At 32.6% G+C, this 17317-nt stretch carries 21 protein-coding genes and 1 riboswitch; all 21 genes read left to right on the forward strand.

All coding sequences use genetic code 11. The features are described 5' to 3' along the window. Positions 1 to 14: 14 nt before the first annotated feature. Positions 15 to 119, forward strand: a riboswitch (SAM riboswitch). An 88-nt stretch (positions 120 to 207) separates the two neighbouring features. Next, positions 208 to 1392, forward strand: coding sequence for a methionine adenosyltransferase (gene metK / locus C3E89_RS11545; RefSeq protein ID WP_236913093.1), 1185 nt, complete (start codon positions 208 to 210; stop codon positions 1390 to 1392). 201 nt (positions 1393 to 1593) lie between these two features. Further along, on the forward strand, positions 1594 to 2148 hold the full coding sequence (locus C3E89_RS11550) for a sigma-70 family RNA polymerase sigma factor (protein WP_236913094.1): 555 nt from the start codon (positions 1594 to 1596) through the stop codon (positions 2146 to 2148). Positions 2149 to 2188: 40 nt separating this feature from the next. After that, complete coding sequence (locus tag C3E89_RS11555) at positions 2189 to 2410, forward strand: DUF1659 domain-containing protein (protein ID WP_236913095.1); 222 nt, start codon at positions 2189 to 2191, stop codon at positions 2408 to 2410. A 34-nt stretch (positions 2411 to 2444) separates the two neighbouring features. Further along, positions 2445 to 2663, forward strand: coding sequence for a DUF2922 domain-containing protein (locus tag C3E89_RS11560; protein ID WP_236913096.1), 219 nt, complete (start codon positions 2445 to 2447; stop codon positions 2661 to 2663). 72 nt (positions 2664 to 2735) lie between these two features. Then, positions 2736 to 2879 carry a YvrJ family protein gene (locus tag C3E89_RS11565; protein ID WP_236913097.1) on the forward strand — a complete coding sequence of 48 codons (144 nt, stop codon included), beginning with the start codon at positions 2736 to 2738 and terminating at the stop codon, positions 2877 to 2879. Positions 2880 to 2941: 62 nt separating this feature from the next. Then, positions 2942 to 3526 (forward strand): hypothetical protein, encoded by a 585-nt coding sequence (locus tag C3E89_RS11570; protein ID WP_236913098.1) that lies wholly within the window; start codon positions 2942 to 2944, stop codon positions 3524 to 3526. 61 nt (positions 3527 to 3587) lie between these two features. After that, the gene (gene recD2, locus C3E89_RS11575) at positions 3588 to 5807 is read left to right on the forward strand and encodes an SF1B family DNA helicase RecD2 (protein WP_236913099.1); all 2220 of its coding nucleotides are present in this window, start codon (positions 3588 to 3590) and stop codon (positions 5805 to 5807) included. Positions 5808 to 5817: 10 nt separating this feature from the next. Continuing rightward, positions 5818 to 6483, forward strand: a complete 666-nt coding sequence (locus C3E89_RS11580) for a ComF family protein (protein WP_236913100.1) — start codon at positions 5818 to 5820, stop codon at positions 6481 to 6483. A gap of 9 nt (positions 6484 to 6492) precedes the next feature. Beyond that, complete coding sequence (locus C3E89_RS11585) at positions 6493 to 6906, forward strand: TIGR03826 family flagellar region protein (protein WP_236913101.1); 414 nt, start codon at positions 6493 to 6495, stop codon at positions 6904 to 6906. A 78-nt stretch (positions 6907 to 6984) separates the two neighbouring features. Further along, positions 6985 to 7266 carry a flagellar biosynthesis anti-sigma factor FlgM gene (gene flgM, locus C3E89_RS11590; RefSeq protein ID WP_236913102.1) on the forward strand — a complete coding sequence of 94 codons (282 nt, stop codon included), beginning with the start codon at positions 6985 to 6987 and terminating at the stop codon, positions 7264 to 7266. Between the two features lie 12 nt (positions 7267 to 7278). Then, positions 7279 to 7749, forward strand: a complete 471-nt coding sequence (locus C3E89_RS11595; protein ID WP_236913103.1) for a flagellar protein FlgN — start codon at positions 7279 to 7281, stop codon at positions 7747 to 7749. A gap of 2 nt (positions 7750 to 7751) precedes the next feature. Further along, complete coding sequence (flgK, locus tag C3E89_RS11600; protein ID WP_236913104.1) at positions 7752 to 9266, forward strand: flagellar hook-associated protein FlgK; 1515 nt, start codon at positions 7752 to 7754, stop codon at positions 9264 to 9266. Between the two features lie 26 nt (positions 9267 to 9292). Then, positions 9293 to 10738, forward strand: a complete 1446-nt coding sequence (flgK, locus tag C3E89_RS11605; RefSeq protein ID WP_236913105.1) for a flagellar hook-associated protein FlgK — start codon at positions 9293 to 9295, stop codon at positions 10736 to 10738. A 51-nt stretch (positions 10739 to 10789) separates the two neighbouring features. Further along, positions 10790 to 11725, forward strand: coding sequence for a flagellar hook-associated protein FlgL (gene flgL, locus C3E89_RS11610; RefSeq protein WP_236913106.1), 936 nt, complete (start codon positions 10790 to 10792; stop codon positions 11723 to 11725). A 90-nt stretch (positions 11726 to 11815) separates the two neighbouring features. Then, complete coding sequence (gene fliW, locus C3E89_RS11615) at positions 11816 to 12265, forward strand: flagellar assembly protein FliW (protein ID WP_236913107.1); 450 nt, start codon at positions 11816 to 11818, stop codon at positions 12263 to 12265. A gap of 2 nt (positions 12266 to 12267) precedes the next feature. Beyond that, a complete protein-coding gene (gene csrA / locus C3E89_RS11620; protein ID WP_025640804.1) occupies positions 12268 to 12498 on the forward strand; it encodes a carbon storage regulator CsrA in 231 nt (76 codons plus the stop codon). 16 nt (positions 12499 to 12514) lie between these two features. Continuing rightward, the gene (locus tag C3E89_RS11625; RefSeq protein WP_236913108.1) at positions 12515 to 14092 is read left to right on the forward strand and encodes a response regulator; all 1578 of its coding nucleotides are present in this window, start codon (positions 12515 to 12517) and stop codon (positions 14090 to 14092) included. Positions 14093 to 14209: 117 nt separating this feature from the next. Beyond that, a complete protein-coding gene (gene hag / locus C3E89_RS11630; protein WP_236913109.1) occupies positions 14210 to 15145 on the forward strand; it encodes a flagellin Hag in 936 nt (311 codons plus the stop codon). 373 nt (positions 15146 to 15518) lie between these two features. Then, entirely contained in the window at positions 15519 to 15692 is a 174-nt protein-coding gene (locus tag C3E89_RS11635; RefSeq protein ID WP_236913110.1) for a carbon storage regulator, read from the forward strand. Between the two features lie 198 nt (positions 15693 to 15890). Then, a complete protein-coding gene (locus C3E89_RS11640) occupies positions 15891 to 16745 on the forward strand; it encodes a flagellin N-terminal helical domain-containing protein (protein ID WP_236913111.1) in 855 nt (284 codons plus the stop codon). A gap of 133 nt (positions 16746 to 16878) precedes the next feature. After that, entirely contained in the window at positions 16879 to 17316 is a 438-nt protein-coding gene (gene hepT, locus C3E89_RS11645) for a type VII toxin-antitoxin system HepT family RNase toxin (RefSeq protein WP_236913112.1), read from the forward strand. Position 17317 lies beyond the last annotated feature (1 nt).

A 17317-nucleotide genomic window follows, 5' to 3' on the forward strand; every position in this document is an offset into this window, starting at 1 on the left:
ATAGAAATCTTGATGCCTTATCAAGAGTGGTGGAGGGAATGGGCCCGAAGAAACCCGGCAACCTGTTGCTAATACAAAGGTGCTAAATCCCACAGAATTAGAATTCTGAAAGATGAGGTTACTATTATACTACCTTTTCCTTTTGGAAGAGGTTTTTTAGTTTGTAACTAAAGAAAATTTTTATACAAACTTAAGGAGGTCTTTTTTATGAAAAAATGGTTGTTTACTTCTGAATCCGTAACCGAAGGTCATCCAGATAAGGTATGTGATGCCATTTCCGATGCTATATTAGATGAGATATTAACTGAGGATCCGGAAGCTAGAGTGGCTTGTGAAACTACGGTGACAACAGGGTTAGTACTTGTAACGGGAGAAATTACAACCAAATGTTACGTAGATATCCCTAAAGTTGTGAGACATACTGTAGAGGAAATAGGATATACTAGGGCTAAATATGGTTTCGATGCAGATACCTGTGCTGTTCTTACATCAATAAATGAACAATCTCCAGATATAGCCCTTGGGGTCAACAAAGCCTTGGAACATAGGTCTAATGGAGAAGATGAACTAGACCAGATAGGAGCAGGAGACCAGGGGATGATGTTTGGCTATGCTTGTAATGAAACTGAAGAATTGATGCCTTTACCAATTTCTTTAGCCCATGAATTAGCAAGGCGATTAGCAAATGTGAGAAAAAACGGGACATTAGAGTATTTAAGACCTGATGGAAAAACTCAAGTAACTGTAGAATACCATGATGGTAAACCAGTTAGATTAGAGAGCATTGTTGTATCAACTCAGCATAGTCCTGATGTGGATTTAGACACTATAAAAAAAGATATTATGGAACATGTAATCATGAAAATAGTTCCTCATAATATGTTGGATGATGATACTAAATACTATGTAAATCCAACGGGAAGATTCGTTGTTGGTGGCCCTATGGGAGATGCAGGCCTTACAGGTAGAAAAATAATAGTTGATACCTACGGCGGATACGGAAGACATGGAGGAGGAGCTTTTTCAGGAAAAGACCCTACAAAAGTAGATCGTTCAGCTAGCTATGCAGCCAGATATGTAGCTAAAAATATTGTAGCTGCAGGATTGGCAGATAGATGTGAAATAGGCCTAGCCTATGCCATAGGAGTAGCTAGACCTCTATCCATATATGTAGAAACCTTTGGCACTGGAAAAATTTCTGATGGAGAAATAGAAAAATTAGTAGAAAAACATTTCGATCTGAGACCAGCAGCCATTATAAGGGATTTAGACTTAAAAAGGCCTATATATAGGCAAATAGCAGCCTATGGTCATTTTGGCAGGAAGGATTTAGACCTACCATGGGAAAAAACGGATAAAGCTGAGATATTAAGAAAAGAAGCTTTTAAATAAAACAATGAATTTATATTTTTCTAAAGAAGACTTTAGAAAATTCTTCAAAAATTAAGAGAGTCAAGGGATTGTTTCCTTGGCTCTTTATTTATTTCTTATTGTGAATTGTTCAAAATCTGAAATTTCCAATTCTCCATTTTCAAGCTAATATAAACTTACCTAGGAAATATGGAAGGCGCCTTCCTCTATGGAGGAAAAAATATGTATAAGGAGATAGAAAAGCTACTATTATTAAGCAAAAAAGGAGATAAAAAGGCTAAAGAAACTTTATTATTAAAACTTAACCCTTTAATAATTAGCTCTATTAGAAGATACTACAATAAAATAGATCAGTATGATGATTTAATCCAGGAAGGTTATGAAATAATACTAAAAGCCATTGAAAATTATAATCCCAATAGAGGAGTTAAGTTTTTAGGATATGTTAAAGCCATGTTAAGGTATGGATACCTTGAAAAACATAGGGAGAAGCAAATCCTTTCTTTAAATGAACCTTTAGAAGAAGGAGAATTTATAGACTTATTAGAAGGGAGTGAAGAAGACCCAGTAGATGCTGTTATAAAAAAGGAAGAAAAATATTTATTACTAGAAAGCTTAAACTGCCTTACTGAAAGGCAAAAACAAGTGGTAGTAGATTATTATATAAATAGGTTATCTATAGATGAAATAGCGAATAAACTAGGAATATCTTATAGGACTGTAGTTAATACCAAAACCCAAGGAATAAAAAAATTAAAAAATAGAATGGTAAAATAGTACACCTTCTTCTATATAAGGATTAGAAGGAGGTGAGGAGATGGCAGTAGTTGATATTAAAGAAAGTGTAAGACTAAAACTGGAATTAGACGGAGGTATGGACGGAAATAGACAAATAATAAAGTCTAAAATCCTGTCTAAAGTGAAACCAACAGTAGAAAACGAAGATCTATATTCAGTAGCTCAATTCCTAGCAGGCCTTCAAACTTTGCCTTTGTTCAAAGTCAAAAGGTTAGAGGAAATAGAACTGAAGAACGAATAGTCTAAAAGGAAATAATTCATGAGGAGGTGATTAGATGGAGAAATCTAAATTAGAAATGGAGTTTAAAGATGAAATGGGGAAGAAATTCACCATATCTATAGATGACCCTAGAGAAGATCTTACGGAAATGGAAGTAAGGGCTGCAATGGATGAAATAGTCAATAGAAATATATTTTTTACTGCAGCTGGAGATATAGTAGCCACAGAAGGTGCTAGATTTATAACCACAACAGTAGAAGAATTAGCAATTTAACAAAATGTAAGGGCAGACCTAAGGGTCTGCCCTTCTACCCTTATAAATTCAAAATAGAAAGGAGAGGCTAATATGGAAGAAATTTATACCCATATTGCAAATTTAGGATTCCCTATAGTAATTTCTATCTATTTACTGGTTCGAATAGAGGCAAAACTAAATATGCTTACAGAAAGTATAAATGAACTTTCCAAAGCTATAGCTGGAATTAAATAATAAAATCCCCTTCTTGACACGGAACATGTGTTCTGATAAAATAATTCAAGGAGGGGATTTTTATGGATATAGAGAAAATTATTTCTGAAGAACTAGTAGCCTTCCTCCCAGTTTATTTGGCTATGAAGGGGAATTGCACATTATTATTAACTGGTTGTGGAGGGGAATATGAAGTTGAAAAAACCGTTAGAACTGTATTAAATCAAATAAGTAAATTTTACTTAATGGATTTAAAAGCCACAAAAAAATATTATGGAGATATATTAAATATTAGAAATTTGACCCCAATTCCATTTAATAGGGAGAATGTTTTCATACCTATAAAGGTAAGAAAACCCTTATATAAAAATGATGGGTCTTTTGGCTATGTAAATCTAAAATATATTAAAAAAGCCTATAAAAGAGAAGATAAAACTATAGTCCAATTAACCCAGGGCAATACCATAGAGTCGCTATCTTCTATAGATACTGTAAATAAGCATATTAAAAATGGATATATAGTTAAAAAACTATGTAAAGAAAAACAAAACACAATTACCATTAATGAAAGGGATTTATATCAAGACTATGATAAACCTGCCACTAAAAAGGATATAGCTTTATTGATAAATGAAATATTGAAAATGAAGAATAATTTTTTGCTTTAGTAAAAAATCAATTATTATATCAATATGATATAATATTATCTAATAATATGGATAGAGGAGAATGGTTTTGTTAACATTAGAAGGTACGGTAGAGGATATAATATTTAGAAATGAAGTAAATGCTTATACAGTGGCAAGTCTTAGTACTTCAGATGGTAATGCTACTATTGTAGGCTATATACCTTATATCAATATAGGAGAAACCATAAAAGTAGAAGGGGAATGGATTTATCATCCAACCTATGGCGAACAGTTAGAAATATCCAATGTTTCCATAGTAGTTCCTTCTACTATAAATGGTATTGAAAAATACTTATCCTCTGGTATGATTCCACATATAGGGCCAAAAACTGCTAAAAAAATAGTTGAAAGATTTGGAAAGGATGCTTTAGATATTATTCAATACAATCCTGAAAGATTGAAGGAAATAGAAGGAATTGGGGAAAAAAAACTGAAACGTATAGTAGAAGCTTTTGAAGAACAAGGGGAATTAAGGGAGATTATGGTCTTTCTCCAACAATATGGGATTACAGCTAATTATGGAATTAGAATATATAAAAAGTATGGAAAGGATACCGTCAATATAATTTCTGAAAATCCCTACAAACTCTCAGAGGATATATTTGGAATAGGATTTAAAACTGCAGATAAAATTGCGCAAAATATGGGCATTAGCCTTGAATCTCCTTATAGAATAGAAGGAGGTATTAGGTATGTCATAAATAGATATGCTGGAAGTGGCCACACTTATGTACCTAAAGATGAATTACTACCTTCTACATCTGAATTATTGGGGGTAGATAGTAATTTAGTTGAAGAATCCTTAAGAGATTTGGCTATAAAAGGTATAGTACATATATTAAATATAGAGGATGAAATGAAAGTCTACTATACACCATTCCATATAGCTGAAAACAACGTAAGTAGAAAAATAGTGGAACTATCTCGAGTAGAGTTAGAGGATTTTAATGTGGATATAGATAAAATAATTAAAGAAATAGAAGGAGAAGAAGGGATAGATTTTGCAGACAAACAGATAGAAGCAATTAAGGAATCTATAAAGAATGGAATTGTCGTAATCACAGGAGGTCCTGGCACGGGGAAGACTACCATAATCAATGCCATAATAAAGATATTTGAAGACCAAAGTTTAACTGTAAACCTGGCTGCTCCTACAGGAAGAGCAGCTAAAAGGATGACGGAAACTACGGGTATAGAAGCAAAAACCATCCATAGATTATTGGAATACTCCTATATGGAAGAAGAGATGGCTTTTGGTCTTAATGAAGACAGTCCTTTGGATACGGATTTGCTCATTATTGATGAAGCATCTATGGTAGATATTTTATTGATGAATAGCTTATTAAAGGCTATAGTTCCAGGGACTAGACTTATTTTGGTAGGAGATGTGGACCAGCTGCCTTCAGTAGGTCCAGGAAATGTGCTAAAGGATATAATGGGCAGTGGAGTAGTAAAGGTAGTTAAACTAGATGAAATATTTCGCCAAGCGGAAGAGAGTTTAATAGTTGTTAATGCCCATAGAATTAACAAAGGTGAAATGCCTATATTAAATGAAAAAGATAAGGATTTTTATTTTATAAAAGAAAGGGATCCTAATAATATAGTGAATATCATATTATCCCTTTGTAAAGAAAGACTGCCTAACTACTATGGAGTAGATCCTCTTAAGGATATTCAGGTATTAACCCCTATGAAGAAAGGGGATGTAGGCATCAATGCATTAAATAAATATTTGCAAAAGGTATTGAATCCCAAAGCTTATGGAAAGAAGGAAAAATTAATAGGAGACCAACTATTTCGGGTTGGAGATAAGGTAATGCAAATTAAGAATAATTATACTACAGAATGGGAGTTAATAAAAGATGAAGTGGTTGTAGAAAAGGGAGAAGGAGTCTTTAACGGAGATTTTGGAATAATAGTGGATATTGATGATGAAGATAGGATCATAAAAGTATTATTCGATGATGAAAAGGAAGTGGAGTATAATTTCAACCAGTTAGATGAACTAAAATTGTCCTATGCTACTACAGTTCATAAAAGCCAAGGAAGTGAATTTCCAGTAGTGGTAATGCCTATATATTGGGGACCACCAATGTTACTTACGAGAAACTTATTATACACAGCAATAACTAGAGCTAAGAACTTAGTAGTACTAGTTGGAGAAGAAAGATATCTAAGAACTATGATATCTAATAATAGAATTGCCAAAAGATATTCTAGCCTTGATTATAAAATTAGAAATATATTAACTAGTTTTTAAGGAGGAAACTATGGAACTTATGAAGAGCATAAAGGAATTCTTATTTCCTCAAGAGCATATCTGTTTATTTTGTAAAAGTAATATAACATCTTCTAAAGACTGTATTTGTACAAGTTGCAAGGGTTTAATTGAATTTGTTAATAGAGAAATTGATTTAAATCTACCTAGCCTTGAGAAGATATATTACTCAGTTTTGTACAATAGATTCATAAGGGAAAAAATCCATTCCTTTAAATTTCAAGGTAAAAGCTATTTATATAAGCCTTTTGGAGAAATCCTCCTCTCTACTATAAAGGATAAAGGAATAGATAAAAGGGTAGATGCCATTATATATGTACCTATTCATAGGAGAAAAGAGGCATTTAGAGGCTATAATCAATCTCAGTTATTGGGAGATTATGTATCAAAGAAATTGAATATTCCTATCTTAAGAAATCATTTATTAAAGGTGAAATGGACTAAAGATCAAAATAGACTAGGTAAAATTGAAAGACAAAATAACCTACAGAATTCTTTTAAAACCAATAATATTGAAGATTTTAAAGGTAAAGAAATTCTTTTAATTGACGATATTATTACTACAGGGGCTACATTAGAGGAATGTAGCAAATCCCTTATGGAAAGTGGAGCCAAAAAAATATACGGATTAGCTCTTACTTCTAGTATGAAACTGTGAGGTGAAAATATGGATGTTAGAAACTGCAGTCGTTGCGGTAAAATATATGCTTATGATGGATTCAAAATATGCTTACATTGTAGAAGAGAAGATGAAAAGGATTTCAAAATTATAAAAGAATATATAGATGAAAATCCAGGAGCAAATATATCAGAGGTTTCAGAAGAAACAGGAATAGACACCAAGAAGATAATTGAGTTTTTAAGAGAAGGAAGGCTAGAGATTAAAGATGAACACAATGTACTCCTAAGCTGTGAAAGGTGTGGGACCTCAATAAAGACAGGACGTTTCTGTGAGAAATGTACTGCAGAGATGCAAAGAGAATTCAAACAAACCCTAGGCGGAGGTAGGGATCCTAGAGATGTCAAAAATGGTAGAGCAAGAGAAAAGATTAGAATTACAGATAGACGCAGGGAGAGATAATTAAATAAAAATATAGTTAAAGTATCACCCCATTTAACCGATAATAATATTGAATAAGGGAAAATGGGGTGTATTTTTATGAAAATCAATAAAACTGAAAAGATATTACAAATCTATAATGATATGAGAGACAATAAAATAAAATCCAATAAAAATACTTTAGGGAAAGATGAATTAGAAGTTTCAGAAAAGGCTAAGGACTACCAATTTGCCATCAATAAATTAAAAGAAGTGCCAGATATAAGAAAGGATAAGGTAGATAGAATTAAAAAGGATATAAATTCAGGAAATTATAATGTGGAAGGTAAAAAAATAGCAGAAAAGATATACGAGAGTGCAAATTTCGATAAGAAAATATAATGAGGTGGGAAGATGAGTTTTTCAGAAGAACTAATGGATGTATTGAAAAGGGAGTTGGATATCCTTTTTAGATTAAAAGAACTCACCTTTGATAAAACCGATATAATCATAAACAATCAAGTGGAAGAGTTGGAAGAAATAATTAAAAAGGAAGAAGAACTTATAAATACAATGGCAAATACGGAAGAAGAAAGAGTTAATCTAATGAATAATTGGGGAGTGGATATAAATACTCCATTATCGGAAGTAATCCAAAGGATTCCAGAAGGAAAGGAAGAATTAAATCGTATAGGTGAAGAGTTATCCAAATCCTTGGAAGAAATTCAAAGTAGAAATAATATTAACAGTCAACTTATTAATGAAAATTTACAATGGCTTGATTTCAATATGAACCTCCTTACCAATACTTATACTCCTACAACCTATGGTAAGGAGAAAAAAGGAACAGAAGCTAAAAACAGCTTATTCGATAGGAAGGTGTAGATATGAGTTTTGGAGGATTGTATATTTCAATATCGGGAATAAATGCAAATAAAAAGGCTTTAGACACAGTATCCCATAATATAGCCAATGTTAACAATCGAAACTATGTACGACAAGGAGTAATCCATGCAGAAAGCTCTTATTCTACTAATACCATTACAAGATATCAAATGGGATCAGGGGTAGATGTACAGCAGATTAGACAGATAAGAGATGAATTTTTAGATGCTAAGCTACGAAGGGAAATGGCTACCTTTGGATATTATAATACTAAATCTGAAATACTCAATGAAATTGAAGTAATATTTAATGAGATAACCAGCAGTGGCCTACAGGAGGTAATGGATGATTTTTGGGATGGTTGGTCAGAACTATATAAGGAACCAGATAGTTTAACCATAAGAGGACTTCTTCATGAAAAGGCAGTAGCTTTTACCACTACAGTAAACCATATATCAGTCCAATTGGATAGTTTACAATTCAATTTAAATAAGGAAATGTTAAATAAAACGGAGGAAGTAAATACCTTACTTAAGGAAATAGCTGGATTAAACAACAAGATTAAACTAGCAGAAGGCTATGGGCCAAATATCTCTGCCAATGATTATAGGGACCAGCGTAATGCAGCCTTAGATAGACTTTCAGAATTAATTCCCATAAATTATTATGAAAATAAATATGGTGAAGTTACAGTAACTTTAAATGGAAGGGATTTAATCAATGGGCACTATTTTAATCCTATAGATGTTAAATTAAATCCAAAAGGCCATGGTGAAATACACTGGTCTGATACAGGAGAGCCTATAGATCTAAGGGGACTAGGCGAACTAGGAGGCTATATAGATGCCAGGGATAAGGTAGTAGTAGAATATAAGGAAAGACTGAATGTTTTGGTGGGAGAACTGGCTTCTAGTATAAATGCTCTGCATAAAATAGGAGTAGATTTAGAGGGAGAACTAAATGGAGAGAATTTCTTCATAATAGGCGATCCTAAAGATCCAGCAGCAACAATAAAGGTAAATCCAGCCCTAGAAGATTTTAATAAAATTGCAGTAGGAGGATCAGCTGCAAAGGGAGATGGAGATATAGCCAAGGCTATTTTAGATTTAAGGGGAATGAATTTATTTAGGAATTATGAGGATTATATTTCTAATGATGATAAATATATATATGAAGAATTAAAGGATGAGAACGGCAATGATTTTACTAATATAGAAGATATTATTAATGAAATAAAAGGCAAAGGTGGAACTACCAATACAGATGGCTTCTACCGAGACCTAATCTTAAGTTTAAGTCTTGAAAGGGAACAAGCTAGGGACATGGTGCTAAACCAAGTTATGCTAATAAATCAAATAGACGAAAGAAGACAAGAAATATCCTCCGTATCCCTAGATGAAGAAATGGCAAATATGCTAAAATATCAACATTCTTATATAGCTAACTCTAGGGTGATTAATGCTATCGATGAGATGATAGAAACAATTGTGAATAGACTAGGAATAGTTGGACGATAAAATTATTACGAAGGGACTGAGTAAATATGCATTTTGGCTTTAATACTGCTGTACAAGCCCTATTAGCTAGTCAAAGATCTTTATATATAACCAATCATAATATAAGTAATATGAACACAGAAGGCTATTCAAGACAACAAGGAGCTCAAAGAGCTACTAGCCCTTATAACTTACCAGGGATAGGCTATTTAGGTACAGGAACTGAAATATACGATATAGCTAGAGTAAGGGACTCCTATGTGGATTTTAAATATTGGAACGAAAACGCCCCAAAAGGGGAATGGTTAATTAAGAGGGATACTCTATCTGAAATAGAAAAGCTATTTGGAGAGCCTTCTAAAAGCAGTTTTAGACAATATTTAGATGATTTTTATACTGCATTAGATAATATGAGTAAAAACCCTTCAGATTTTTCCTATAGGGAACCTGTAAGGGAAAATGCTCTAGCTTTTACTAAACATATAAATGAATCAGCAGCAAGATTAGCAGAATTAAAGAAAGAAACGGAAGTTTCCATAGATACTAAAGTAAGAAAGATAAATAGTATAGCAACCCAAATTGCATCTTTAAATAGACAAATCTACTCTAACGAATTAGATGGTAGAAAAGCCAATGATCTGAGGGATAGAAGAGATTTACTAGTAGACGAGCTATCCCAAATAGTAAATGTAAAAGTAGACGAATCCAAGGATGGTAAATTTAGAGTAAATATAAGCGGTGTGTCCTTAGTAGATCATACAGATGCGAATTTTGTAAAAACAGATACAGATGATAAGGATAATATAGTAATAAAATGGAGCAATGGCGGTACTGTAAACCTAAGAGCAGGAGAGCTAAAAGGATTATTAGAATTATATAATGGAGATGGGAAAAATAATAGCTATAGGGGAATACCCTATTATCAGAGGAAATTAGATGATTTTGCAAAAGGTTTTGCAGAGGCTTTTAATGAGCAGCACGAGAAAGGCTATAAATTAAATTCTACAGAAAATGGTGGGGAATTTTTCCATATATCCGATCCAGATAATCCAGCTGCGACTATAACTTTGTCTGACGCTATATTAGATAATTTGGAAAATATTGCAGCAGCAGGTGCTTCTCCTGGTAATGCAGAGGATAATAGAAATCTGTTGGAATTAATAGCTCTAAGGGATAATGGAGAATTCTTTGATGGAATTATAGGTACAGATGGCAACCCTTTACCCAAAGGAACTCCAGACGATTTTCTAAAATCTATAATTTCCAATTTAGCAGTAGACAGTATGCAAGGTCAAAGAATGTATGATACCCAGAATTTAATCCTTAAAAATATAGAATCAAAGAGAGATTCCATATCAGGGGTATCCTATGACGAAGAAATGGCAGATATGGTAAAATTCCAACATACATATGTAGCTTCAGCCAGAATGATAACCACCATGGATACTATTATGGATGTGACTATAAATAGATTAGGATTAGTTGGACGTTAGCATTTCAACTATTAAAGGACTTTTACCAGTATTAATTAGGATGGTGATAAAATGCGAGTTACAAACAACATGCTAGTAAATAATATGGTGTACAATTTAAATCAAAACCTAAGGACTTTAGAAAAACTTCAATATCAACAATCAACAGGTAAGAAATTTAGAGTTCCCTCAGACGATCCAATAGGAGCAAGTAAATCCTTAAAATTTAATACGGATATATCTAAACTAGAACAATATAAGAGAAATGCCAAGGATGCTATGTCCTGGATGACGGATACAGAAGCGGCTTTAGGAGAAATAGGAGAAGTACTAAAAAGAGCCAGTGAATTAACAATAGATGCTGCTAATGGTACCAAAGAAGGAGAAGATTTAAAGAAAATAAAAGAAGAAATAGACCAACTAAAAGAACATTTAGTCCAAATCGCCAATACTACCTATGCAGGAAGACATATATTTAGTGGATACAAGACGGATATGCCATTGTTGAAGGTAACTGATGATGGTGATATTCAATATAATATTGATCTTGAATCAACCGAAGTTTTTGAATATAATGTGGGGGTTTCAGAAACAGTAAAGGTAAATACTCTTGGAGGTAAGGTATTTGGTAATCCAAGTGAAGATTACACTGGAGAAGTTAACCAAGGTGATAAACCCTATTTAATCAAAGTATTCGAAGATTTATCCGAAGCATTAGAAAACAATGATCCTGATGCCATCCAAGAAGCCATAGGTAATATAGAAAAAAGCCATGAACAAGTCCTAGCAGTCCGAGCAGAAGTAGGGGCTAAGATGAATAGACTTGAATTAACTGAAAAGAAACTGGCAGTCCAAGTTGACAGTGTAAAGGAACTCCTATCCTATAACGAAGATGTGGACATGGCAGAAGTATTCATGCATATAAATACTGCCCAGAATGTATATGTATCTAGCCTAATGACTGGAGCAAAAATAATACAACCCACTTTAGTAGAATTTCTTAGATAATTTATAATGAGCAATTGATAATGGGTAAAGTAAACTTTAGGGCGATCTTTGGTCGCCCAAAACTTATTTATAGAAAGAGGGGAAGATTGAATGATACTAGATACCAAGAACTTTGGAGAAATAGAAATAGATGAAGATAAGATAATCCATTTCCCAGAAGGAATACTGGGATTTGAAGAAGAGAAACAATTTATAATCATAAATAATGAAGACGAAGAAAATCCATTTCACTGGCTTCAATCTATATCTAATCCTGATCTGGCCTTTGTAATAATAAATCCTTTCTTTGCATACCCTAACTACGATATAATAATCCCTGAAACAGCTCAGGAAAAATTAAAAATTGAAGATGAGAAAGATGTGATAGTATATTCCATCGTAGTGGTTCCGGAGGATATGGAAAAAATGACAGCTAACCTTTTAGGACCAATAATAATTAATGCAAATAAAAAAATAGGGAAACAGGTAATCCTTGATGATGATAGATATACTACAAGACATTATATATTCAAGCAAAGTTTAGAAGATAGGGGTGTATAACTATGCTAATACTTTCAAGAAAAAAAGATGAATCCATAATTATAGATGGAAATATTGAAGTAAAAATTCTAGCCATTGAAGATGGGAAAGTGCAAATAGGTATCGATGCCCCTAAAAACATTGACATTTTTCGGAAAGAATTGTATAAATGTATACAAGAAGAGAATATTGAGGCGGCAAATGTGAAATTAGATATAAATAAAATAAATCAGTTTTTAAAGAAGAAAAAGTAGGATAGGAGGAATAGATTTGGCAGGAGACGGATGCAGCAACTCAGAATATAAAGGACAAGGAAAAGATTGTTGGAAAATACTTATAGTTGATGATGATAATTTTGTTCATGTAATGGTAAAAGAGATTTTAAAAGATTTTAAATTTGAGAATAAATCTTTAACTATATTAAATGCCTATTCTAGCTCAGAAGCATTAAAGATTCTTTCGAATAATAAAGATATTGCATTAGTAATACTAGATGTATATATTGGAGAAAAGACTATAGGCCTTAAACTAACAAAATACATAAGAGAAGCAATCGAAAATTCAGCAGTAAGAATAGTACTTATGACTAGCTCAGAAAATAATAGATTGCAAAAAGATGCTGTATTAAATTACGATATCAATGGTTATGAAGAAAAAACCGACCTATTATCCAAAAAGTTGTACACCATAGTAATTTCTTCCCTTCGATCCTATAGGGACATAATCCATATCAATAATAATAAAAAAGCCATGGAGCAAATAGCTGCTTCTTCTAGCAAACTATTTGAAAAGGATTCTATAAATAATTTCATAACCTCAACTTTTTGCTATTTAAGTACCATAGTTAATTCTTGTATAGAAGATGGAGAATGTCTAGTAGACGGCGTGGCAGCTATCAGATCTTTTGGTGTAAAAGAATTTACAATAATATCAGGCTTTGGTAAATACCAGAACTATATAGGAAGAACTTTATGGGAAACCCTGCCTAAAAAAGATTATACTATGATTAAAAAAACCTATAGTATGAAAGAACATTTAATAACTAAGGATAGTTATATTTCATATTATGATAGCTCTAATGGCATAGAAGGAATAATATTTATGGAGACAAAAGGGAATATGGCCTATATAGATTTAGAAGTCCTAGATATATTTCATAAAAATATAGTTGCTGCCTTTGAAAGTCTATGCGTAAATAAGGAAATAGAAGAAACCCAAAGAGAAATATTATATATCCTAGGAGAGTTAACAGAAGCCCGTTCAGAAGAAACAGGCAATCATGTAAAAAGAGTCTCCAAATATAGCCGAATACTAGCAGAAAAATATGGCCTATCCAAAAGGGAAATCATGCTTATAACCATGGCAGCTCCTATCCATGATGTAGGAAAGGTGGGTATCCCTGATAGCATATTACTGAAACCGGGAAAATTAACCCCTGAAGAATTTGAAATAGTTAAAACCCATACTACCATAGGCTACAATCTACTCAAAAGTTCCAATAGGGAAGTACTAAAATCTGCAGCCATCATAGCCCACGAACACCATGAACGATACGACGGTAAAGGCTATCCAAGAGGTCTTAAAGAAGATGAAATCCATATATTTGGCCGCATAGTAGGAGTAGCCGACGTGTTCGACGCCCTAGGTTCCCCAAGAGTATACAAAAAAGCTTGGGTAATGAACGATATCCTAAAATATTTTAAAGAAGAAAAAGGTAAACACTTTGATCCAGACTTGGTAGATATTCTATTCGACAATTTAGACGAATTTATTCAAATAAAAGAAAAATTTTCTGATAAAAATGCTAAAGTTATTGGACAAACATCCGATAATAATATTGAGAAGTAAAACTTCTCAAATTTGTGAATTAAAAATAAAACCACGTGGTATTAATTCACAATTCCGTCAACAAAGTTGACAGCTGGCATGGATGCCAAATACAAAAAATTCAAGGAGGAATTTATAATGAGAATCAACAACAACATTATGGCTATGAACGCCAACAGACAATTAGGAATCAATAACTCAGGAACTGCTAAATCCTTAGAAAAATTATCATCAGGATTTAGAATCAACAGAGCAGGAGACGACGCAGCAGGACTATCCATTTCAGAAAAGATGAGAGGGCAGATTAGGGGACTTAATATGGCTTCTAAAAACTCACAAGATGGTATCTCATTAATTCAAACTGCAGAAGGAGCATTAGATGAAACTCATGCAATCCTTCAAAGAATGAGAGAACTTGTTGTACAGGCTGGTAATGGCACAAATGAAGATGAAGACCTTAGTGCAATTCAAGATGAAATAAAAGCATTAATTGAAGAAATTAATGGAATTTCAGATCGTACACAGTTTAATGGGAAAACATTGCTAGATGGCAATTATTCTGCGCTTAGTGGATTTAATAGTAGTGGAAAAATGATTACAGACAGTGACAATGTTGAATCTATTTATCTACAAATTGGTGCAAATAAAGATCAAAAATTAGAGTTAAATATTGGTAATATGAGTGCTAAAACATTAGGTACACTAAGTGGAAGTGGTCTTAAGCTGGCAATTAGTAGCATTGATGTAACTAGTGAAGATTTCCGCGCAACTAGTGGGGAAGCACTTAAAGCTATGCATTTTGATAATCAATTGGGAGCAATAGATGATGCTATTAAACAAGTATCTAAACAAAGATCAGAACTAGGGGCTACTCAAAACCGTCTAGAACACACAATCAAGAACCTAGACAATGCTGCTGAAAACCTACAAGCTGCAGAATCCAGAATTAGAGACGTAGACATGGCAAAAGAAATGATGGAGTTTACAAAACAAACAATATTACAACAAGCATCAACTGCTATGTTGGCTCAAGCTAATCAGACTCCTCAGACAGTATTACAATTATTAAGGTAATTTATATTTAAAATATAAATTTATCAGGGACGATATAAAACAATTCATGGATGAATTGTAGATGAAAATTTAATATCATTCGACTCAGGGACGAGTTAGTACAATCTATATTTGCAGGATGCAAATAGGATGTATTGATTCGTCCTTTTTCGTTTGGGAATTATTATTTTAACATTAATAAAGGAAAATAGTCACAGATAGATATATCTTCAGGACCTATTAATAATGTCATATATATAGCACTATAGAACTAAAAAATAGAAATTATGTAAAACAATGGATATAGTATTGTATATATGATATTATTTAAACAAGGAGAATTAGACAACATTAGACAAGGTTAGACAACATACAATATATGAGGAGGGTGACTATGTTGGTAATAGGCAGGAGGCCAGGAGAATATATAGTTATAGATGATAATATCATAGTAAAAGTGGTAAAAAGTGATGAAGGAGATATTAGACTAGCAATTGATGCACCAAGAAATATAAAGATAGTTCGTGGTGAATTATACGAAGAAGAGAAGCTTAAAAAGGCATTATAATAATTGTAAAATATAATAATTAATTTCAGGGATGAGTTAATTTATTAGTAAATTCAGCAGGATGCTGAAAATGGACTAATATATTAACTCATTTTTATTTCGATATTATAGACAACACCAATCCTAGGCAGGTGTGGTCTATTATATATAAAACAATGGTGAGAAAGGAAGCTCACAAAATTCAAGGAGGGAACTATAATGAGAATTAACAACAATATTATGGCTATGAATACTCATAGACAATTAGGAATCAATAATAATGGAGTAGCAAAATCTTTAGAAAAATTATCATCAGGATTTAGAATCAACAGAGCAGGCGACGATGCAGCAGGATTATCCATCTCGGAGAAAATGAGAGCTCAAATTAGAGGATTAAACATGGCTTCAAAAAATGCACAAGATGGTATTTCAATGATCCAGACAACAGAAGGTGGATTACAAGAAGCACAAGCAATACTTCAAAGAATGAGAGAATTATCTGTACAAGGTGCTAACGATACTTATGAAAATGTTGACAAAAATGCTATATTAGATGAAATGAAAGAATTAACTGATGAAATAGGAAGGATAAAAGACACAATACAGTTTAACAATATGAAAGTTTTAGATGGAAGTACTGGAGAAGTTACATTACAGGTTGGGGCTAATTCTGGTGAAGTGATGAAAGTTGACTTTAACCAAGAAGGCATAAATTTAAGTGGAATACATGAATCATTAACAGATGTAGTTTCATCACTTAGTGGAGCATTAGCAACTAGTGGATCATCTTCTACAGAGTTCCAAGATGCAATTACTAAGATTGACGCTCAAGTAAAACTAGTATCAGCGGGAAGATCAAAATTAGGTGCTGCTCAAAACAGATTAGAACATACCATCAAAAACCTAGACAATGCTGCAGAAAACCTACAAGCATCAGAATCAAGAATTAGAGATGTAGACATGGCAAAAGAAATGATGGAATTCACAAAACAAACAATACTACAACAAGCAGCTACTGCAATGTTGGCTCAATCAAATAGCGTTCCGCAGACAGTACTACAACTGTTAAGATAGTTTGGTTAAAAATTATTTAAACCGAGGATTTTCCTCGGTTTAAATTTTATCTTAATAAGAAAAACCAATTCCAAAAACATTTCATATATGATAACATATATAATAAAGACAATCATTTAGGAGGTCAATTCCTATGACCAAGGATATAATTAGTCTAATTAATGAAAAGTTAAGAGAAATGGAAAAGAATTTGGTTTTTCTGAAACAAGCTTCTTATAAAGTTTCAAAAGACAATATAAAAGACGATATTATTCGTTATTGGGGAATAGAGCGAGGATTACAAATTTTAATTGAATCTGTAATCGACATTGCAAATATTATAATATCATCAAATGATATAGAAAAGCCACTTACTTATAGAGAGACAATACTGGAAATGTCTAGAATTGGAATAGTTCCAAAAGTATTTGCTGAAGAATTATCAAAAATGGCTGGTTTTAGAAATATATTAGTACATGATTATGCTGAAGTAGATGAGGGAATAATCTTAGAAGTCTTAGATAAAAAGTTAGATGATTTTATAGAATATATAAATTATATTAATAAATGGTTAAAAGAAAATTATTCATAGG

Source organism: Clostridium sp. Cult1 (genome assembly GCF_021655095.1).
Lineage (GTDB): Bacteria > Bacillota > Clostridia > Tissierellales > Tepidimicrobiaceae > Schnuerera.